The sequence below is a fragment of the Pseudonocardia sp. genome, from assembly GCF_050246655.1.
Taxonomy (GTDB): Bacteria; Actinomycetota; Actinomycetes; order Mycobacteriales; family Pseudonocardiaceae; genus Pseudonocardia.
This window is the reverse complement of sequence record NZ_JBFWVQ010000009.1, coordinates 1-20598: the sequence shown is the minus strand read 5'-3', so window position 1 is coordinate 20598 and position 20598 is coordinate 1. Positions and strand designations below refer to the sequence as shown.

The 20598-nt window shown below is 76.0% G+C and carries 17 protein-coding genes; 14 read left to right on the top strand and 3 right to left on the bottom strand.

What is annotated here, in order from left to right:
- Positions 1–7 precede the first annotated feature (7 nt).
- Complete coding sequence (locus AB7J25_RS05165; protein ID WP_428505569.1) at positions 8–2125, bottom strand: RecQ family ATP-dependent DNA helicase; 2118 nt, start codon at positions 2123–2125, stop codon at positions 8–10.
- An 81-nt stretch (positions 2126–2206) separates the two neighbouring features.
- Between AB7J25_RS05165 and AB7J25_RS05160 the strand changes: the two genes are divergently transcribed.
- The 7 genes from AB7J25_RS05160 (at position 2207) to nadD (ending at position 8484) form a co-directional block, all read left to right on the top strand.
- Positions 2207–2422: a hypothetical protein gene (locus tag AB7J25_RS05160; RefSeq protein ID WP_428505567.1), complete on the top strand. Its 216-nt coding sequence runs from the start codon at positions 2207–2209 to the stop codon at positions 2420–2422.
- A gap of 82 nt (positions 2423–2504) precedes the next feature.
- Entirely contained in the window at positions 2505–3371 is an 867-nt protein-coding gene (locus AB7J25_RS05155; protein ID WP_428505699.1) for an AAA family ATPase, read from the top strand.
- Positions 3372–3522: 151 nt separating this feature from the next.
- Positions 3523–3957, top strand: coding sequence for a CBS domain-containing protein (locus AB7J25_RS05150; protein WP_428505565.1), 435 nt, complete (start codon positions 3523–3525; stop codon positions 3955–3957).
- Positions 3958–4056: 99 nt separating this feature from the next.
- Positions 4057–5487 (top strand): vWA domain-containing protein, encoded by a 1431-nt coding sequence (locus tag AB7J25_RS05145; RefSeq protein ID WP_428505563.1) that lies wholly within the window; start codon positions 4057–4059, stop codon positions 5485–5487.
- A gap of 136 nt (positions 5488–5623) precedes the next feature.
- The gene (locus AB7J25_RS05140; RefSeq protein ID WP_428505562.1) at positions 5624–7255 is read left to right on the top strand and encodes a PrsW family glutamic-type intramembrane protease; all 1632 of its coding nucleotides are present in this window, start codon (positions 5624–5626) and stop codon (positions 7253–7255) included.
- Positions 7256–7265: 10 nt separating this feature from the next.
- The gene (locus AB7J25_RS05135) at positions 7266–7877 is read left to right on the top strand and encodes an alpha-ketoglutarate-dependent dioxygenase AlkB (RefSeq protein WP_428505560.1); all 612 of its coding nucleotides are present in this window, start codon (positions 7266–7268) and stop codon (positions 7875–7877) included.
- Between the two features lie 25 nt (positions 7878–7902).
- Positions 7903–8484 carry a nicotinate-nucleotide adenylyltransferase gene (gene nadD, locus AB7J25_RS05130; protein WP_428505558.1) on the top strand — a complete coding sequence of 194 codons (582 nt, stop codon included), beginning with the start codon at positions 7903–7905 and terminating at the stop codon, positions 8482–8484.
- A 1-nt stretch (position 8485) separates the two neighbouring features.
- Here the strand turns inward: nadD and AB7J25_RS05125 are convergent, their stop codons facing one another.
- On the bottom strand, positions 8486–10513 hold the full coding sequence (locus AB7J25_RS05125; protein WP_428505556.1) for an acyltransferase family protein: 2028 nt from the start codon (positions 10511–10513) through the stop codon (positions 8486–8488).
- 333 nt (positions 10514–10846) lie between these two features.
- Here AB7J25_RS05125 and rsfS point away from each other — a divergent pair, with 333 nt between their 5' ends.
- From rsfS to AB7J25_RS05090, 7 genes are all read left to right on the top strand, one after another.
- Complete coding sequence (gene rsfS, locus AB7J25_RS05120) at positions 10847–11251, top strand: ribosome silencing factor (protein WP_428505554.1); 405 nt, start codon at positions 10847–10849, stop codon at positions 11249–11251.
- Between the two features lie 7 nt (positions 11252–11258).
- Complete coding sequence (locus AB7J25_RS05115; protein WP_428505552.1) at positions 11259–11876, top strand: histidine phosphatase family protein; 618 nt, start codon at positions 11259–11261, stop codon at positions 11874–11876.
- A gap of 1 nt (position 11877) precedes the next feature.
- Complete coding sequence (gene octT / locus AB7J25_RS05110) at positions 11878–12606, top strand: diglucosylglycerate octanoyltransferase (protein WP_428505550.1); 729 nt, start codon at positions 11878–11880, stop codon at positions 12604–12606.
- 99 nt (positions 12607–12705) lie between these two features.
- On the top strand, positions 12706–14316 hold the full coding sequence (locus tag AB7J25_RS05105) for an ABC-F family ATP-binding cassette domain-containing protein (RefSeq protein WP_428505548.1): 1611 nt from the start codon (positions 12706–12708) through the stop codon (positions 14314–14316).
- 11 nt (positions 14317–14327) lie between these two features.
- Positions 14328–15200, top strand: coding sequence for a DegV family protein (locus tag AB7J25_RS05100; protein WP_428505546.1), 873 nt, complete (start codon positions 14328–14330; stop codon positions 15198–15200).
- Between the two features lie 221 nt (positions 15201–15421).
- Positions 15422–16165 (top strand): helix-hairpin-helix domain-containing protein, encoded by a 744-nt coding sequence (locus tag AB7J25_RS05095; RefSeq protein WP_428505545.1) that lies wholly within the window; start codon positions 15422–15424, stop codon positions 16163–16165.
- A gap of 29 nt (positions 16166–16194) precedes the next feature.
- Positions 16195–19443, top strand: coding sequence for a ComEC/Rec2 family competence protein (locus tag AB7J25_RS05090; RefSeq protein ID WP_428505543.1), 3249 nt, complete (start codon positions 16195–16197; stop codon positions 19441–19443).
- 447 nt (positions 19444–19890) lie between these two features.
- Here the strand turns inward: AB7J25_RS05090 and thrC are convergent.
- Positions 19891–20598 (bottom strand): threonine synthase (thrC, locus tag AB7J25_RS05085; RefSeq protein ID WP_428505541.1); only part of this gene is annotated, 708 nt, incomplete at its 5' end.

Here is a 20598-nt window from a genome sequence, read left to right as displayed (position 1 = left end):
CCGCCGGTCAGCCGGCCTGCGCCAGGGCGAACGGGAGCACGGCCGGTGCTCCGGCCGCCCGGACCAGCCGGGACGCGACCGTCATCGTCCAGCCGCTGTCGATCACGTCGTCCACGAGCAGGACCGGACCGTCGACCCCGGAGAGATCCGGCAGCGACGCCGCGTCGAATCCGTGCCACACCGCTGCGAGCCGCTGCGCGGAGTTCTCCGCCGTGGCGGGCCGCTCCCCGGCCGGGGCCAGCGTGCCGAGCAGCGGCAGCCGCCCGATCTCCGCGAGGCGGGCCGCGAGGTGGCGCAGCTGGTGGGGCCGCGTACGCGAGCCGATGCCGACGACCCCGACCGGCCGCTCCTCCCAGCCCCACCCGGCGAGCACGCGCACGCACGCGTCGAGGACCGGGCCCGGGACGGGCGCGTCGGGGCCGTCGACGAGCTCGCGCAGCCGGGTGCCCCAGCCGATGTCCGACAGCCGCCCGATGACCCGCCCCTGCGCCGCGACGTCGCCCGCCCCGATCCGCCCGGCCACCGGGACGCCCAGCTCCTTCATCCCCGACGGCCACTGCTTGCGCGGCGCGACGGCGACCCCGGGCCGTTCGAGCCGCTCCCCGGCCGCCTCGACGGCCCCGGCGTCCGCCGAGGCGGACCACACCGCGCCCGCGCACACGTCGCAGCGCCCGCACGGGGTGGGCGGTCCGGGATCGTCCAGCAGCCGCCGCAGGAACGTCAGCCGGCACTCCGTCGTGTCGAGGTAGTCCAGCATCGCCTGCTGCTCGGCGCGGCGGGCCTCTGCGACCCGGCGGTGCCGCTCGGTGTCGTAGGTCCACTCCTCGCCGGTGCGCAGCCACCCACCCTTGACGCGGCGGACGGCGCCGTCGCTGTCCAGCACCTTGAGCAGCATCTCCAGCCGGGTGCGGGAGAGATCGACCCGCGTCTCCAATCCGGCGGTGGACATCGCGCCGTCGGACGGCAGCACCCGCAGCACCTCCCGGACCACCGGCTCGGGCGGGAAGGCGAGGGACGCGAAGTAGCGCCAGATGTCGCGGTCCTCCGCGCCCGGGAGCAGCACGACCTCCGCCCGCTCCAGGGCACGGCCCGCGCGGCCGATCTGCTGGTAGTAGCTGATCGGGGAGGCAGGCGCACCGAGATGGACGACGAACCCGAGATCGGGCTTGTCGAAGCCCATGCCCAACGCGCTCGTGGCGACGAGCGCCTTCACCCGGTCCGCGAGCAGGTCGGCCTCCAGAGCGAGCCGCTCGTCGGGCTCGGTGCGCCCGGTGTAGGCCGCGACGGGGAAGCCGCGCTCGCGCAGGAACTCGGCGACCTCCTCGGCCGCGGAGATCGTGAGCGTGTAGACGATCCCCGCGCCGGGCAGCTCGGCGAGCCGGGACGCGAGCCAGCCCATGCGCTGAGCGGGCGTGGGCAGCCGGACCACCGACAGGCGCAGGCTCGCGCGGTCCAGCGAGCCCCGCAGCACCAGGGGCCCCGCACCGTCCAGGCCGAGCTGCTCGGTGACGTCGTGCACCACCCGGTCGTTGGCCGTCGCGGTGGTGGCGAGCACGGGGATCCCGTCGGGCAGGTCCGCGATCAGCCCGCGCAGGCGGCGGTAGTCCGGGCGGAAGTCGTGGCCCCAGTCCGAGATGCAGTGCGCCTCGTCCACGACGAGCAACCCGGCGCTCGCGGTGAGCCGGGGAAGGACACGATCGCGGAAATCCGGGTTGTTGAGCCGTTCGGGGCTCACCAGGAGCACGTCCACCTCGCCCGCCTCGACGGCGGCGTAGGTGTTCTCCCAGTCTCCTGTGTTCGCCGAGTTCACGGTGGCCGCGTGGATGCCCGCGCGCGCCGCGGCGTCGATCTGGTTGCGCATGAGGGCGAGCAGCGGCGACACGATGACCGTGGGCCCCGCACCTGATTCGCGCAGCAGCGCGGTGGCGACGAAGTAGACGGCCGACTTGCCCCAGCCGGTGCGTTGCACGACCAGCGCCCTGCGCCGATGCTCCACGAGCGCCTCGATCGCCGTCCACTGGTCCTCGCGCAGCCGCGCCCCCTCGCCGGCCAGTGCGGCCAGCACCTCCTCGGCCCGGGCCCGCAGCTCGGCGCCCGCCCCGACGGTCGTCCGTGTCGACGTCACCCACCCATCGTGGACCGTCCCACCGACATTCCCGGCGGGGGGCGGCGGTATGGAACGGACCCGGACGGGGAACAGACCTCCATGGACACCCCGTCGTCATCCACGCCGTCGCGTCCGCGGTGCCAACGCTGCGCCCGGGCCGCGGCGGTCGTCGTCCGCACCGAGGCCGGGCGGAAGGCCGGGCGGGAGGCCGAGCGGGACGTCGGGCGGGCCCCGTTGGCAGCGTGCGTGGAGCACCTGGAATGGGCGTTCCTGCTCGACGTCGACGAGTGGTCGGGCCGCCGGCGCACCGCCTGACGGGGGTGACGTCCGACGCCGCGAAGGTGCGCGGGTTGCGCCGGACGCCGGGGCGCAGGGCAGGATGGCCGGTGTGACGCCCATCCCGGCCCCGCTCTTCGGCTCCGTCGCGGACGTGACCGAGAAACTGGCCGGGGTCGGCTACCTGGCCTCCACGGCCGTCGCCACCACCGTCTACCTGGCGGACCGGCTCGGCAAGCCGCTGCTCGTCGAGGGCCCGGCCGGGGTCGGGAAGACGGAGCTGGCGAAGGCGGTGGCCGCCGCGACCGGGTCCGGCCTGGTGCGCCTGCAGTGCTACGAGGGCGTCGACGAGGCCCGCGCGCTGTACGAGTGGAACCACGCGAAGCAGCTGCTGCGCATCACCGCGGGCCAGGGGCGCGAGTCCTGGGACGAGACGCGCGACGACGTGTTCTCCGAGGAGTTCCTGCTGCCCCGCCCGCTGCTCACCGCGATCCGGCGCACCGAGCCCACCGTGCTCCTGATCGACGAGACCGACAAGGCGGACGTCGAGGTCGAGGGCCTGCTCCTGGAGGTGCTCTCGGACTTCCAGGTCACGGTGCCGGAGATGGGCACCGTCACCGCGAGCCGCCGCCCGTTCGTGCTCCTCACCTCCAACTCGACGCGGGAGCTCTCCGAGGCGCTCAAGCGGCGCTGCCTGTTCCTGCACCTGGACTTCCCCGACGCCGACCTGGAACGCCGCATCGTCGCGGGCCGCGTCCCCGAGCTGCCGGAGGCGCTGGTGGAGGCGATGGTGCGGACGGTGCGGGTGCTGCGGGGCCTGGAGCTGCGCAAGTCCCCGTCCGTGGCCGAGACGATCGACTGGGGGCGCACCCTGCTCGCGCTCGGTCTGGACACCCTCGACGACGAGGCCGTCGCCACGACGCTCGGAGTCGTCCTCAAGCACCAGTCCGACGTGACGAAGGCCGCGGCCGAGCTGCGCCTGAACTGATCCTCCGACGGGCGTGCCCTGACCTCCGGTAGCCGAACACCCCGCGAAACCCCCCTGAATGGGGATCTGCGCGCCCCCTCGGCCGGTGAGGATCGACGGATCGTGTTCGACATGCGAACCGGTCTCGGAACACCCTGGAGGAACACCGCCGATGATGGTCTCCGCACTGCTCCGGAAGAAGGGCCACCACGTCCACACCATCCACCCGGCGGCGACGATCGCCGCCGCCGCGGAAGCGCTCGCCGGGCCGTCGATCGGGGCCCTGGTCGTCACGGACGTGATGGGGGAGGTCGTCGGCATGCTCTCCGAGCGCGACCTCGTGCGGGGGATGCACGTGCACGGCGGGGCCGTCGTCGCGCTGACGGTGGCGGATCTCATGACGCGCCGCGTCGAGGTCTGCGCACCCGGCGACACGGTCAACGACCTCATGCGGCGGATGACGCTCGGGCGGTTCCGGCACCTGCCGGTGGTCGACGACGGGCGGCTCGCCGGCCTGGTCAGCATCGGCGACGTCGTGAAGAGCCGGATCGAGGAGGTGGAGCTGGAGAGCGGGGTCCTGCGGGACTGCTACCTCGCGAGCCGATGACCGGCGCCGCGACCGCGCCACCGTGGTCGCTCGTCCGGATCGGCGCAGGTCAGGACGCATCGGGGTGAGGCTGTCGGGGTCATGGCGCATGATGGCCTGGTGAACAGCGCCCCGCCCGCGATCGGCTCGCCACACGGCCTGCCCGGCCACCTGGTCGAGTTCGTCGCCGCGTTGCGCCGCCACGGCGTTGCGGTGGGTCCGGGGGAGACGATCGACGCCGCGCAGGTCGTCGCGGTGCTGGACCTGATGCACCGCGAGCACCTGCGTGAAGGGCTCGCGGCGGCGCTCCTGCGCCGGTCCGGGCAGCGCCAGGCGTTCGACACGCTGTTCGACCTGTACTTCCCTGCGGTGCTCGGTGCGGGCGTCGGCGAGGTGGAGGTGCCGCGTATCGACGACGCGGACGGCGGTCCCGTCGACGTGGACGCGCTGCGCGACGTCCTCGCGGGCCTGCTGCGCGACGGCGACACCCAGGCCCTCGCGGAGCTGGCGCGCGCCGTCGTGGACGCGCTGGGGCGCGCGGGTGCCGGTGGCCCGGGTGGACGCGGCGCGGGTGCGCCACCGAGCTGGTCGGCCTATCAGGCCCTGCGGTTGCTGTCCCCGGAGACGCTGCTGGCCCGGATCCTCGCCGATCTCCGCGGCCCGGACGCCGGCCCGTTCGAGGAGGAGGTCCTCCGCCGCGAGATCCGCGCGCGGATCGCCGCCTTCCGCACGATGATCACCGACGAGGTGCGCCGGCGCACAGCCGAGCAGCGGGGTCGCGAGCAGGTCGCGCGCACGGCCGTGGCGAAGCAGGTGGAGCAGGTCGAGTTCCTGTCCGCACACGCCGACCAGCTCGCCCAGCTGCGCCGCACCGTGCAGCCGCTGGCCCGCCGCCTCGCGTCGCGGCTGGCCGTGCGCCGCCGCCACGCCCGGCGGGGCACCCTCGACATGCGCCGCACGCTGCGCCGCTCGATGTCCACCGGCGGGGTGCCGATGCGCCCGGCGTACCGCACGCGTCGGCCCGGCCGCCCGGAGCTGGTGGTGCTCTGCGACGTCTCCGGCTCGGTGGCCGGCTTCAGCCACTTCACGTTGCTGCTGGTCCAGGCCCTGCGCGAGCAGTTCTCGAAGGTTCGGGTGTTCGCGTTCGTGGAACGGGCCGACGAGGTCACGCACCTGTTCGCGCCCGGAGCCGAGCTCTCGGGGGTCATGTCGCGGGTCCTGCGCGAGGCCGATCTCGTCACGTTCGACGGCCACAGCGACTACGGCAGCTCGTTCGGCGGCTTCGCCGAGTTCTGGGGCGGGTCCGTGGGACCGAGGACGTCGCTCCTCGTGCTCGGCGACGGCCGCACCAACTACCGCGACCCCAACCTCGCCGTCCTCCAGCGGCTCGCCGGCCAGGCCCGACACGCCCACTGGCTCAACCCGGAACCGCGGCGGCTCTGGGGAACGGGCGACTCCGACGCTCTGCGCTACGCCGGCGTCGTGCAGATGCACGAGTGCCGGACGGCGGGGCAGCTCGCAGTGGTCGTGGAGTCGCTGCTGCCGGTCTGACAGCGCGGGTGTGGGCGGACGTGGGGAGAGCCCCACCTCGGCCCGGGGGGCCGCCCCTGTCGCGCCTGGGGCCCGCTCGCTGTCGGCGGCCCACCGCCGGCGCCACAGTGAGGTGACACCCGGCGGAGGAGCCCCCATGACCAGTGTCACCGCGTCTCCACCCCTGCACCCGGTCGCGGCTGCGCCCCCCTTCCCGGCGCCCTGGTCCGCCCATGCCCCGCAGCTCCCGCCCCCGCCGGCACCCTCCGCACCGGCCCCGCGCCGGGTCGGCCGGACCGTCGGCCTGGCCGCCGTCGGGCTGCTGGTGTCGCTCTGCGCGGCGTCGTTCGCGCTCGGCCTGCTCGGGCTGGGCGGGATCGGGCTGCTGGACGAGTACGGCATCGCCCTGCTCGTCGGGCTCGCCGCATCGCTGCTCCCGGTCGCGGTGATCCGGTTCCTCGGCCGCCGCAACCCCGCGCCGCTGTGGCTGTACGCGGCCGCGTTCGGCTGGGGTGGCCTCGTCGCGGCCGAGACCGCGGGCTGGGTGAACACCGCGGTCGACGCGCTGATCCTCGCCCCGATCTCCGACGGCGCCGTCGCGCTGGCCGGTCCGCCGCTCGCCGGGCCCGTCGAGGAGCCGCTCAAGGCGCTCGGGGTGCTGCTCGCGTTCGTGCTGTGCGCCCGCCACGTCCGCGGCTCGCGGGACGGGTTCGTGATCGGCGCGCTGGTCGGACTGGGCTTCAACTGGGCCGAGACGGCGACGTACATCGTCAACGGTGCCGCCGACTCGGGCGTCGCACCGTGGGCCACGCAGTTCGGGGCACGATTCGCCCTGCTCGCACTGGGTGGGCACGCGCTGTGGACGGGGCTCTTCGGGCTCTTCCTCGGGCTCACCCGCCAGCCCGGCAGGCGAGCCTGGCTGCGGTTCGCGCCGCTCACGGGCTTGCTGATCGTCACCGTCGCACACGCCTCGTACAACGGCCTGATCGTCGTGCTCGGTGGTGGGGCGGGCGACGCGGAGGAGGTGGCAGCCCCGGCGGCCAACACGGTCGGCCAGTTCGCCCTCGCGTTCGGTGCCGGGTCGGTGCTGAACCTCGTGTTCGTGCCGGTGTGGGTGCTCGCCGCCGTCATGCTGTACCGCAGTGGACGGTGGCAGCGGCCGGCGCCGGCAGGTGTGGGCTCGCCGGGTGGGCTCGCGGCGCTACCGGTTGCGCCGGACGGCGGGCTGCAGGTCGCGCCCGTCGGGGGGATCCCCCAGCGGGCGCCCGCCACCGTTGCGCAGCCCTTCTCGCAGCCGGTCGCCGCGGTACCGCATCCGGCATGGGCGGCGGTGGCCGCGCAGCCGGTGGCACAACCTGGCTGGCGGTCGGTCGCACCCCCGGTGGCACAGCCTGTTGCACAGCCCGCCTGGCAGCCGATGGCACAGCCGGTGCCGCAATCGGTGTGGCCGGCCCCGCCGGAGGCGGCCCCCGCCGCGGCCGTGCCCATCCCGCCCGTGCCCATCCCGCCCGTGCCGATCCCGCCCGTGCCGATCCCGCCCGTGCCGATCCGACCCGCGACGATCCCACCCGCGGATCTCCCGCCGCAGGCGCCGATGACGCTGCCCGCCGCTGCGCCTGCGCCGACCGTCCGGCCGGACGTCGCGTCCGGACCGGCCGCGTCGGTCGACGAACCGGTGGCCCCGTCGCCCCGCCGGGCCGCCGCGGCCCGGCTCACGGCCCCGGACATCCCGCTCCCGCAGCTCCTGCTGGCGGCCGAGCAGGCACCGCTCGCGGCCGCGCCGTCCTAGCATCGGACGGGTGAACCTCGCCTGGCAGCCGTCGCTGTTCGACGGCGGCGCGATCGAGGTCGACGCGTCGTTCCGCGGGCTCGTCCGCCGCGAGCTCGGTGACGGCGCGTGGGTCGACCACGTGCCGGGTTGGTGCCGCGGCGCGGACGCGCTGTTCGAGCGGCTCCTGCGGGACGTGCCGTGGCGGGGCCGCGACGTCCACATGTACGACCGGACGGTCACCGAGCCGCGCCTCACCCACCGCTGGCACGCCGGGGAGGAACCCGCCGCCCCCGCCGAGCTGCTGGACATGGCCCGGCTGCTGGGGGAGCGCTACGGCGTCGAGTTCACGCAGACCGGGGCGAACCTCTACCGTGACGGCGCGGACAGCGTCGCCTGGCACGGCGACCGGGTCGCCCGGGAGCTGCCCGAGGCCGTCGTCGCGCTGGTCTCGCTGGGCGGGGTGCGCCCGTTCCGCCTGCGCCCGAAGGGCGGCGGCACGGCAGTCGGCTACCGGCCCGGCCCGGGCGACCTGCTCGTCCTCGGCGGTTCCTGCCAGCGGACGTGGCAGCACGCCGTCCCGAAGGTGCGCGCCGCGCCGCCGCGGATCAGCGTGCAGTTCCGCCACGCCTACGACCGGTGAGGCCGCCCTGATCTAGGCTGCGCCGGTGACGCGCAGGATCGGGGTGATGGGCGGGACGTTCGACCCGATCCATCACGGCCATCTCGTCGCCGCCAGCGAGGTGGCGGACCGGTTCGACCTGGACGAGGTCGTGTTCGTCCCGACGGGGCAGCCCTGGCAGAAGTCGGAGCGCGAGGTGAGCCGCGCCGAGGACCGCTACCTCATGACGGTGGTGGCGACGGCGTCCAACCCCCGGTTCACGGTGAGCCGCATCGACATCGACCGGCCCGGCCCCACCTACACCGTGGACACGCTGTCGGAGCTGCACACAGCCGAGCCGGACGCGCAGCTGTTCTTCATCACCGGTGCGGACGCGCTGGCCCAGATCCTGTCGTGGCGTGACGTGGACGAGGTGTTCCGCTACGCGCACTTCATCGGCGTCACGCGGCCGGGCTACGAGCTCGGCGACGACCACCTGCCGCACGGGGTGGTGAGCCTCGTCGAGGTGCCCGCGATGGCGATCTCGTCCACGGACTGCCGCCGCCGGGTCGCCGAGGGGCGCCCGGTCTGGTACCTCGTCCCCGACGGGGTGGTGCAGTACATCTCGAAGGCGAGGCTCTACCGGTAGGTCACCAGCCCAGCAGGTCGCGCAGCGGCTGGTCGACCAGCGGCGCCATCGTGGCCGCGTACGTGCCGGAGAGGTGGTTGTCGTCCATGTACACCAGGACGTTGCCTGCCTCGGCCGGGCAGGTCGACGCGTCGCAGAGCAGGTCCGCGGTGTCGAGGAACCCGACGTTGGCCGGTAGCGGGGTGCGCGTCCACGGCGGCGGGGCCGCGTACACGTCGTCCCTGGCCACGCCGCACCCTGGGTCCTCGCGCCCGCGCAGCTGCAGGCAGTCCGGTGGGGAGTGCGGGAAGCGGGGGTTGTCGCGGACGGCGACGACGGGCATGCCCAGCGCGCCCAGCCGCTCCCACTGCGTCAGGTAGCCGGGGGGAAGCTCCTCGGTGAGCCCGGGGTGGACGTTGCGCGTGCCGATGGTGACCACGGCGTCCGGTCGGAGGCGGTCGATCTCGGCCAGGACCACGTCGTTCCAGTGCTGGCAGCTCGAGTCGACCGCGTCGGCGTCCAGGGGGCAGGCACCCTTCAGCATCGAGGTGACCTGCCAGCCGTGATGCGCCGCGAGCGGCAGCAACGCGCCGAGGAACTGCTGGGCGTGGGAGTCGCCCGCGAGGACGATCCGCCGCTTCGGCGGGGCCTCGACGGGTTGCGTGCATGCGGTGTCGGTGTCGTACTCGGCGCCGGAGATCGGGACGCAGTCCCAGTGCTCGGTGTGGATCCAGTCGTCGTAGACGGCGGTGAAGGGTGGCGCGACCTCGGCCGGCGCCACCTGCACCGCCCCGGACAGCGCGAGGGCCCCGGGGTGGTGATCCTCGTGGAGGGCGGGCACGCTCGCGGCGGCGGCGAGCACGGCGTACCAGGTGGTGCCGGCGGCGAGCACGGCGACGGCGCCCACGGTGGCGACCCGCGTGCCCGACGGCCGCTCGACGAGGTGGTGGGTGGCGGCGGCGAGCACCAGGGACACCGCGACGATGCCGAGCCCCGAGACCAGGCCCGCGTGCGGCTCACCCGTCGCGACCAGCACGAACATGAGCAGCGGCCAGTGCCACAGGTAGAGGCAGTAGCTGAGGTCGCCGAGGTAGCGGACGGGGCGGGTGTCGAGCCAGCGGTCCGCACCCCAGCCCAGGCCCGTGGTGCCCGCGACGAGCACGAGCAGCGCGCAGCCCGTCGGCCACAGCGCCGCGATCCCGGGGAACACCGCACCGACCTGCAGCGCCGCGCCGCAGGCGACGAGCCCGACCAGGCCCGTCCAGCCCAGGACGGCGCGGGTCCGGGCGGGCAGGACGACGCGGGAGATGCCGAGCGCGAGCAGCCCGCCGAGGCCGAACTCCCACAGCCGGGTGAGGGTGTGGAAGTAGGCCAGTGGCTGGTCGGTGGCGGTGAGGGCGACGGAGAACGCGAGTGAGGCCGCGGTGAGCGCGGACAGGGTGACCGCGAGGCGCACGCGCAGCCGCGGCCCCCGTCCCGCCGCCGCGACCGCGGCGACGAGCAGCGGGAACAGCAGCAGCACCTGGCCCTGGATGGACAGCGACCAGAAGTGCTGGACGACGCTGCTGGTGTTGTTGCGGGCCTCGTAGTCGACGGCGTCCGCCGCGAGCTGCCAGTTCTCCACGAACAGCAGCGACGCGACGACCTCGCGCAGCGTCTGCGGCAGGCGGCCGCTGGGCAGCACGAACGCGGCGATCAGGAGCGTGCCGAGCAGCACGGCGGCCGCGGCGGGGACCAGCCGGGCGGCGTTGCGCGCCCACATCCGGGCCAGCGGCAGCGGCCCCGCGGGCGCGGCCCGCGCGAGGCGTCCCACCAGCAGGAAGCCGGTGATCACGAAGAACACGTCGACGCCGCCGGAGATCCGGCCGAACCACACGTGGTAGGCGACGACGAGGGCCACCGCGACCGCGCGCAGGCCGTGCAGCTCCGGACGGAACCCCGGGACGGCCGGTCGGTGGGGTGCGCGCAGCAACGCGACGGTGCGGCGCAGGTGGCGCTGCACCGACGCGGTCGCGGACGCATGAGGCGCCCGGTGCGCGGCGATCGTCATCCCGTGATGCGCCCTCCGGGGATCCGGGCGCCGTCGCGACCGGGCGCCGAGCTGGTGCTGTGGGCATTCTGACAGCGGGTGGTCACCGTTGCCGACCCAGGGTGATCCGGGATGGGCCCGGCCCGTCGCCCCGCCCCCGCCCCGTCGCCCCGCCCCCGCCCCCGCCCCCGCCCCGTCGCCCCGCCCCCGCGCGAACGGCCCGAATGGCAAGACCTAGCTCCAGTACGTGCCGTTCGCGCAGCTCCGGCGGCCGCTCGCGGCACCGGGCGCGCGGGCTGCGAGACTGAGCGCCGACGGCACGTCCACCGCGGCGGGCCGGGAAGGCGAGGAAGGGTGACCGCAACCGACCACGCGCTCGAGCTGGCCCGGGTCGCCGTGGCCGCGGCCGCGGACAAGAAGGCACGCGACATCGTCGTGCTCGACGTCTCCGACCAGCTGGTCATCACCGACTGCTTCGTCATCGCGTCCGCAGCCAACGAGCGGCAGGGCCAGGCCATCGTCGACGCGATCGAGGAGAAGCTGCGCGAGCGCGACGTCAAGCCCACCCGCCGGGAGGGCACCAAGGAGGGCGGCTGGGTGCTCCTGGACTACGTCGACGTCGTCGTGCACGTCCAGCACGTCGAGGCCCGCGGGTTCTACGGCCTGGACCGGCTCTGGAAGGACTGCCCGATGATCGAGTTCCCCGAGGCCGTCGTGACGCCCGGCGGTGCCGGTGATGCCGACGACGAGCAGTGGTGATCGTCCCGTGACGCTGCGCCGCCTGGTCCTCCTCCGCCACGGGCAGACCGACTACAACGTGGCCGGGAAGATGCAGGGCCACCTCGAGTCCGTGCTCACCGACGCGGGCCGCGAGCAGGCCGCCCGCGTCGCACCCGTGCTCGCGTCCATGGAGCCCGCCCGGCTGGTCAGCTCGGACCTGCTGCGTGCCGTGGAGTCCGCGGACGCCGTGGCGGCGGCGACCGGCCTGCCGGTGAAGGTCGACGCGCGGCTGCGCGAGACCCATCTCGGCGAGTGGCAGGGCCTGTCCGTCACCGAGGTCGAGCAGGATTGGCCGGGTGCGATCGCGCTCTGGCGCTCCGACCCGGCGTGGACCCCGCCCGGTGGTGAGTCCCGCATCGACGTGGTGCGCCGCGCCATGCCCGTCGTGGACGAGCTGGACGCCGAGTTCGACGGCCCACCGTCGGCCACCGCCGTCGTCGTCGCGCACGGCGGCATGATCGCGGGGCTGGTCAGCGGGCTGCTCGCCTTGCCGATCGTCGCCTGGCCCGCCATCGGCGGCATCGGCAACTGCCGCTGGGCGATGCTCGCCCGCCGCGACGACCACCCCCGCTGGCGGCTCACCGGGTACAACGTCGGCACCTGACGTGCCGGGGCCGGTCCTGCTCGTCCTCGCGGACTCCCTGGCCTTCCACGGCCCCGAGCGGGCCGAACCCGCCGACGACGCGCGCCTGTGGCCGAACGTCGCCGCCACCGCCCTCGGCGGACGTGCCGAGCTCGTCGCCGGGATCGGCTGGACGGCCCGCCACGCCTGGCGCGCCCTCGCCGGGGATCCGCGCGTCTGGGCGCTGATGCCCCGGGTGGACGCGCTGGTCCTCGGCGTGGGCGGGATGGACACGCTGCCCTCGCCGCTCCCCACCGCGCTGCGCGAGCTGATCCCGGTGCTGCGCCCGCCCGCGCTGCGCAGCGCCGTCCGGACCGCCTACCGCAGAGCCCAGCCGGGGCTCTCCCGGGCCTTCGCCCGGCTCCCCGGCGGCGGCCCGGTGGCGCTGCCGCCGCGGCTCACCGTCGCCCATCTCGAACGCTGCCGGGCGGCCGTGCATGCCCTGCGCCCGGGCCTGCCCGTCGTCGCGGTCCTGCCGCCACCCCACCGGGCCACGGAGTACGGCGACGTCCATCCCGGCCGCATCCCGGCCGAGCGGTCCGTCCGCGCCTGGGCGGGGCCGCGCGACGTCGCCCTGCTGGACCTGCACGCCGTCGTCGGCGCGCACGTCCTGTCCGGCCGCGGCAACCCCGACGGCATGCACTGGGGCTGGGAGGGCCACGCGGCCGTCGGGCGGGCCCTCGCCGAGCTCCTGGGACCGCTGCTGCGCTAAACCGCTGGCGGCCTCGCGTACGGTGGTGGTCATGCGGATCTGAGACCCGTCCACCCGTCCCCGCGCTGGTTCCGGAGTCCCCGCATGTCATCCCTCGTGATGTCTGACGTCGCCTTCACCTGGTCCGACGGCGAGATCGTCCTCGACGGTCTCGATCTCACCCTCGGCCCCGGCCGCACCGGGCTCGTCGGGGCGAACGGCTCGGGCAAGTCCACCCTGCTGCGGCTGATCGCCGGCGAGCTGACGCCCGCGCGGGGCACGATCCGGGTCGACGGCGGGCTCGGCCACCTCCGCCAGGACCTCACGCTCGACCCGCGGCTGCCCGTCGACGAGGTCCTGGGCATCGCCGCGGCCCGTCGCGCCCTGCGCGCGATCGAGGCCGGCAGCACCGATCCCGCCGACTTCGAGACCGTCGGCGCGGACTGGGACGCCGAGGAGCGGGCCCGCGCGGCCCTGGACCGGCTCGGGCTCGCGCACGTCGGGCTGGACCGCCGGGTCGGCGAGGTCTCCGGTGGGGAGGCGGTCCTGCTCTGGCTGGCCGCGCAGTTCGTCCGCCGTCCCGGCGTGCTGCTGCTCGACGAGCCGACGAACAACCTCGATCTCGCCGCCCGCCACCGCCTCCGCGAGGCCGTCCTGGCCTGGCCGGGGGTGCTGCTCGTGGTGAGCCACGACCGGGCGCTGCTCGGGCTGGTCGACCAGGTCGCGGAGCTGCGCGACGGGGGCGTCCGGCTGTTCGGTGGCGACCTGGACGACTACGAGGCCGCGCTCGCCGAGGAGCAGGAGGCTGCGCAGCGGGGGGTACGCGCCGCGGAGTCGGACGTCCGGCGCCAGGCCAGGGAGCTGGCGCACGCGCGCGTCACGCTGGACCGCCGCCGCCGCTACGGCCGCAAGATGTGGGCGAACAAGCGCGAACCAAAGATCATCATGGGGGCGCGCAAGCGGGCGGCCGAGGTGTCGGCGGGCAAGCACCGCATCCTGCACACCGAGAGGCTCGAGGACGCACGCGAACGCCTCACGGCCGCCGAGAGCGCGGTGCGTGACGACGACGAGATCCGTGTCGACCTGCCCGCGACGGCGCTGCCGGCCGGCCGCACCGTGCTCGCCGTTCGTGACGCGGTGCTGCGCAACGGCCTGCGCATCCCCGTTCTCGACGTGCGCGGGCCCGAACGGATCGCGCTGGTCGGGGCGAACGGCAGCGGCAAGACGACCCTGCTGGAGACCGTGGCGGGCCGGCTCGCGCCCCGCAGTGGGGAGGTGCGCGCCACCGTGCCGCTGCGCTACCTGCCGCAGCGGCTGGACCTGCTGGACGGTCGGCTCGGCGTGGCCGCCAACGTCGCCCGATTCGCCCCCGACGCGGACGCCACCGAGATCCGCGCCCGGCTGGCCCGTTTCCTCTTCCGGGGTGAGCGCGCCGACCGGCCGGTGGCCGCGCTCTCCGGCGGCGAACGTTTCCGCGCGACCCTCGCGGCGCTGTTGCTCGCCACGCCGGCGCCGCAGCTGCTCCTGCTCGACGAGCCCACCAACAACCTGGACCTCGCGAGTGCGCGGCGGCTGCGCGAGGCGCTCGCCGCCCACCGGGGTGCGCTGGTCGTCGCGAGCCACGACGTGGCCTTCCTGCAGGGCATCGGGATCACCCGCTGGTTGCGGGTCGTCGGGGACGCCCTGGAGGACCGGGGAACGCGCGAACCGGAGTGGTCGTCCCCGGACTAGGGTGGCGCGTCGTGCCGAGCGCTCCCCGGACGGACTCCCGCATCGCGATCGTGACGGACTCCACCGCCTACCTGCCCGACGACGCCGTCGCCGAGCGGGGCATCCGGGTCGTCCCGCTGGAGGTGCGGTTGGGTGAGCGCGTCGGTCGCGAGGGCGTCGACGTCACCACGGCCGAGCTGATCACCGCGCTCGCGGACCGGCAGCTCGACGTCCAGACCTCGCGCCCCAACCCGGCCGAGTTCGCCGCCTGCTACCGGGAGGCGCTCGACGCCGGCGCGCGTGGCGTCGTCTCGGTGCACATCTCGCGGGAGCTGTCGGGCACCTGGGAGGCGGCGCGGATCGCGGCCGACGAGGTGGGGCCCGAGCGCGTCCGCGTCGTCGACTCGCGGTCCGCCGCCATGGGGCTCGGCTACGCCGTCCTCGCCGCGGCCGACGCCGCCGACGCCGGGGCCGACGGGGCGGCCGTGGAAGAGGCGGCCGCCGACGTCGCCCGCCGTTGCCGGGTGTTCTTCAGCGTCGACACGCTCGACCGGCTCCGCCGCGGTGGGCGCATCGGGGCGACCGCCGCCCTGGTCGGGACGGCGCTGTCGGTGAAGCCGCTGCTGCACGTCGAGGACGGCCGGATCGTGCCGCTGGAGAAGGTGCGGACCACGGCGCGGGCGGCGCAGCGGCTCCGCGAGCTCGCCGTCGCGGCCGCGGGATCCGGGCCGGTAGACGTCGCCGTCCACCATCTCGGTGCCCCGGAACGGGCCGAGTCGCTGGCCGCGGACCTGCGCACGCACCTGCCGCGGATGCGGCGCCTCGTCGTCTCCGAGATCGGGGCCGTGATCGGGGCGCACGCGGGGGCGGGGCTGCTCGGAGTGGTCGTGGTGCCGGAGGGCTGAGCGGGTCACCGTGAGGGGAGGTGAGTTGTCCACCTCGTCCGGAGCTGTCCACAGATCGACGATCCGTCCGTCCGTGGTGGCTTCGCGCACCTAGCGTCCGGAGCGTGCGCGAAGCCAGCGTGCGGCTCGCCGCCCTCGTCCGGTGGCGCGTGCCGCCACGGAGTGGGGACGGGAGGCGTGGCGTCGCCGCGCGCCGGGGACACGGAGCGCCGGTGCCGCCGGTGTCGCCAGGTGGAGCGCAGCGGTCCGATCCGCCGACGATCCCCCTGCCCGTCGTGCCCGCGGTCGGCGCGCCGGGCGGTTCCCTGGTCGGCAGGCTGGGCAGGTGGGTGCGGCGGTTCGCGCCCGCGGGCGCGATCGCGGCGCGCGTGGATCCGGGCCGTCCCGGGGCGACGGCGCTGGCGCTCGTGGCGGCTGCCGCGGCGGTCCTCGCGGCGGCCGGTGTGTGGCTGGAGCGGCCGCGGGCGGAGCCGGTCGACGCCCTGCCGGCCGTCACGACCGGCGCGGCGGCCGGGGAGGCCGCCCCGACGGGGTCGATCGTGGTCAGCGTGACCGGCAAGGTCCGCACGCCGGGCCTGGTCACGTTGCCGGACGGGGCCCGGGTCGCGGACGCCGTCACGGCTGCGGGCGGGGCACTGCCGGGGATCGACCTGACCGGCGTGAACCTCGCGCGTCGTCTCGCCGACGGTGAGCAGGTCGTCGTGGGGGTCGCCCCACCGGGCGGGGCGGGCGCGGGACCGGCGGCGCCGGGCGGGCCCGGTCCCGGAGCGGGATTGATCGATCTCAACCTCGCCACTGCCGCGCAGCTCGACACGTTGCCCGGGGTCGGGCCGGTCACCGCGGAGCGGATCGTCGAGTGGCGCACGCGCAACGGCCCGTTCCGCCGGGTCGAGCAGCTACGCGAGGTGGACGGGATAGGGGAGCGGCGGTTCGCCCAGCTCAGGGCGTTGGTGACAGTCTCGTGAGGGGGCCCGCGCCGCCGAGCCTGTGCCGGGTGGAGGACCTGGCTGCAGCCGGCACCGACGTCCCCGGGATCCCGCCGCCGGACCTCCGGCTCGTTCCCGGTGCCCTCGCGGCCTGGGCGACCGTGCTCGCGGGCCTCGCCGCCGGGTGGCTTCCTGCGGCCGCCCTGACGGTCGCGGCCGGTGTGCTCGCCGCCGTCGCGGCCGGGACACGCCGCCGTCGCTCTCCTCGCGGGCTCCGGGCGCCCGCGGAGGGGGTCGGTGCCCTGCACGTCGGCGTGCTCACCACCCGCCGTCGGGGCCGGGCGGCGGTCTTCGCCCGGGTGCTCACACCCCGCACCGGCGCCGGTGTGCTCGCCGCCGCGGCGTGCGCGGCCGCCGCGGGCCTGGTCGTCACGACCCACGGGCTCCTCGCCGCGGTCCACCCGCTCGTGCCCGCGGCCGAGCGGGGCGCCGCGGCGACGCTGCGTGTCGTCGTCGCCGACGATCCGCAGCCGCTGCGCGACGGTGGCTACGGCGCCCGAGCCGGGTCCGCCACCCGGGTGCTGGTGCGCGCTTCGCTCCGCGCGGCGGTCACGGGCGACGGGCAGTGGCGCGCAGGCGGCCGCGTGCTGCTCCTCGCCCCTGCCGACGGCTGGACGGGCCTGCTGCCGGGCCAGGAGGTCACCGCGGAGGGTCTGCTCGCGCCCGCGGCCCGCGCCGACCTCACCGTGGCGGTGTTGCGCGTGCGCGGCGAACCGCTGCAGGTCACTGCGCCTCCGTGGTGGCAGACGGGAGCCGGGGCGTTGCGGGACGGGCTGCGTCGGGCCGCCGAGGTGCTGCCGCAGGCCGAGGCGGGCCTGCTGCCCGGGCTCGCGGTGGGGGACACGTCGAGGTCGGTCCCTGAGGTGGAACGCGACTTCCGTACCGCCGGGCTGACGCACCTCACGGCCGTGTCCGGGGCCAACATCGCGATCCTGGCCGGGGCGGTGCTGGGGCTCCTGCGCCTGCTGCGCACCGACCCCCGCTGGGCGGCGGCCGCCGGAGCGCTCGCGGTGGCCGGGTTCGTGCTGCTGGCGCGGCCGTCGCCGAGCGTGGTGCGGGCCGCCGCGATGGGTGCGGTCGTGCTGCTCGCGCTGGCGCTGGGACGGCGCCGATCCGCGGTTCCCGCGCTCGCCGCGGCGGTCCTCGCGCTGCTGCTGATCGATCCGGCGCTCGCCGTCGACCCGGGGTTCGCACTGTCCGTGCTCGCGACCGGGGCGCTCGTGCTCGTCGCCCCGCGCTGGGTCGCGGCGCTGCGGGCGCGTGGCGTCCCCGCAGGGATCGCCGAGGCGGTCGTCGTCCCCACAGCAGCCCATCTCGCGACGGCGCCGGTGATCGCCGGGCTGAGCGGGGAGGTCGGGCTGGTCACGGTCGTCGCGAACCTGCTCGCCGCGCCCGCGGTCGCGCCCGCCACCGTGCTCGGCGTGCTGGCTGCGGTGCTCTCCCCGCTCGGCGAGATCCCGGCGCGGATGTGCGCGTGGCTTGCGGGACCGGCGGTCACCTGGCTGGTGGCGGTCGCGGACCGGGCCGCCGCGGTGCCGGGCGCGACTCTGCCCTGGCCGGGAGGGATCGGCGGTGGGCTGCTGCTCGCCGCGGCGGTGGTGCTGCTCCTGCTGTTCGGGCGGGACCCGCGACGGCGGGCGCTGCTGCTCGCGGTCGCGGTGGGCCTCGCGCTGGTGCTCGTGCCGACCCGGGTTGTCCCACCGGGGTGGCCACCTCCGGGTTGGGCCGTCGTGGCCTGCGACGTCGGCCAGGGCGACGCACTCGTGCTCGCGACCGGACGGCCCGGATGGGTGGTGCTGGTCGACACCGGCCCGGACCCGGGTCCCGTCGATGCCTGCCTGGACCGGCTCGACGTCGAGGGCCTCGCCCTGGTGGTGCTCAGCCACCTGCACGCCGACCACGTCGGCGGGCTGGCCGGGGCCCTGCGGGAGCGGGCGGTGGCCGGTGTCGCGATCGGGCCGGCCCGCGAACCCCGGTGGGCGCTGCGGGAGGTCGCGCGGCACGCCGCGGTGGCCGGTGCGCCGCTGGTCGAGCTCAGTGCGGCGCGACGGCTGGTGTGGCCCGCGCTGACCGTCGACGTGCTGGGCCCTCGCCACGTGCCCGACCTCGTCGATCCCGACGACGGGACGGCCGTCAACGACACCTCGCTCGTGCTGCGGGCCGAGACGCCCGCGGGCAGCGTGCTGCTCACCGGGGACGTCGAGCTCGCCGCCCAGGCCGACCTGCTCGACGCGCGGACGGCCCTGCGCGCGGACGTGCTCAAGATGCCCCACCACGGCAGCCGCTACACGAGCTCGGAGTTCCTCGCGGCCGTCGCCCCGCGCGCGGTGCTGGTCAGCGTGGGCGCGGGCAACCGCTACCGCCACCCCGACATGCGGCTTCTCGACGCGCTCGGCCGCGCCGGCGCGGTGGTGCGGCGCACGGACCAGGCAGGCGACATCGCGCTCGCGGTCGGCGACGACGGCCAGGGGGCCCTGGTCGTCGTCGCCCGCGGCGACCCGCTCCCGGCCCCACGGCGGCGGTCCGCTTCTGGCCCCGCGGCGGCGGTCCGGGGCTCGCCCGGCCGCGGCGGCGGGGCCGTCGCAGGTGCTCGCGCCCGGGCCCGGTGGCGGTCCGGGGCTCGCCTGGCCGCGGCGGCGGGGCCGATTGCAGGTGCTCGCGCCCGGGCCCGGCGCAGGTGCGGGGCTCGCCTGGTCGCGGCGGCGGGGCCGATTGCAGGTGCCCGGGCCCGGGCCCGGCGCAGGTGCGCCGGGCGCGGGTCTCGCCGCGGGCGCACGTCATGGGGGCGGCGCTCGCGGGGCCGATGCTTTGCCCCGCAGACCCTGGGCAGGCCTCGCAGACCTCGGGGAGGCGTCGTGGCCATGCGCGCGCCTCGCAGAGGCGCGCACGCGTCGCAGGGCCCGTGCGCGCCTCGCAGAGGTTGCGCACCCGTCGCAGAGGCTGCGGCGTCTGCGAGGCGTGTCGATCCTCTGCGAGGCCGGGTGTGGGGGCGGGGCGGTGCACGGGCGAGGCCGCGGGCAGCGCGCGGATGCCCGGCGCGGGCTGCGAGGCGGGTTGCGGTGCGTGCTGCAGCCCTGCGACGCGGGGTTGCGGCGCAATCTGCGCAGACCGCTGGCACGCGTCGCAGACCGCTGGCACGCCTCGCAGGGCCTGCAGCGCCTGCGAGGCGTGTCGGTTGTCTGCGAGGCGGGGCTCGGCGGGGCGGTGCACAGCGGTGGGCGGAGCGCGGCACGGGGCCGCACGGCGCATCTCGGTGAACGCGCCGGAGGCCACGGCGCGGTCGGGCGCGCGGTGGGCCCGCGGTGCGGCTCCCATTCGCGGCCGGGTGCGGCGCCGGGCCGCGCGGCCGGGGTGGGGCGCGATCTTCGCAGACCGCTGGTACGCCTCGCAGACGCTGCGGCCTCTGCGAGGCGTGTCGGTTGTCTGCGAGGCGTGTCGGTTGTCTGCGAGGCGGGGTGGTGCGGGCTACCACGCGGCCGGGTGCGGCGCCGGGCTGCGCGGCCGGCGTGCGGCGAAGCGGGGCCAGGGGCAGGGGCCGGGGCGGCTCGGCGGGGCGGTGCACGGAGCGCGGCTCGGTGAACGCCGCGCCGCCGTATGCCGCCGTATGCCGCCGCGCGCTGCTGTGCGCCGCCGTGTCGCCGTGCGCCCCCGCGTGCCGCGGGCCCCCGCGCCCCGCCCACCCCGACCGGGTCAGCCGGCCCGGGTCAGCCCCGCCCGGCGAGGGCTTCCCGCACCGCCTTGCTCGTCGACGGCACCGTCGCGGTCGGTCCGACCTGGTCGGACACGGCGTCGAGGGTCTTGAGGCCGTCGCCGGTGATGAGGAGCACGGTCTCGGCGTCCGGGTCCAGCTGCCCGGCCGCGACGAGCTTGCGCGTGCACGCGACGGTGACGCCGCCCGCGGTCTCGGCGAAGACGCCCTCGGTCCGCGCGAGCAGGCGGATGCCCTCGACGACTTCGTCGTCGCTGACGTGGGTCACCGCGCCGCCGGTGCGGCGGACGGTGTCCAGCACGTACGGCCCGTCGGCGGGGTTGCCGATGGCGAGCGAGCGGGCGATCGTGTCCGGCCGCACGGGCTGGACGACGTCGTGGCCGTCCTCGAAGGCCTTCGCGACCGGCGAGCAACCCGTGGCCTGCGCTCCGAAGACCGTGTACGGGGTGGCGTCGACGAGGCCGAGCGTGCCCAGCTCCTGGAAGCCCTTGTCGACCTTCGTGAGCTGCGAGCCGGACGCCACCGGCACCACCACCTGCTGCGGCAGGCGCCAGCCGAGCTGCTCGGCCACCTCGAAGCCCAGCGTCTTCGAGCCCTCGGCGTAGTACGGCCGGACGTTGACGTTCACGAACGCCCACTCCTCGTGCTCGGCGGCGAGCTCGGTGGCGAGGCGGTTGACGTCGTCGTAGTTGCCGTCGACGGC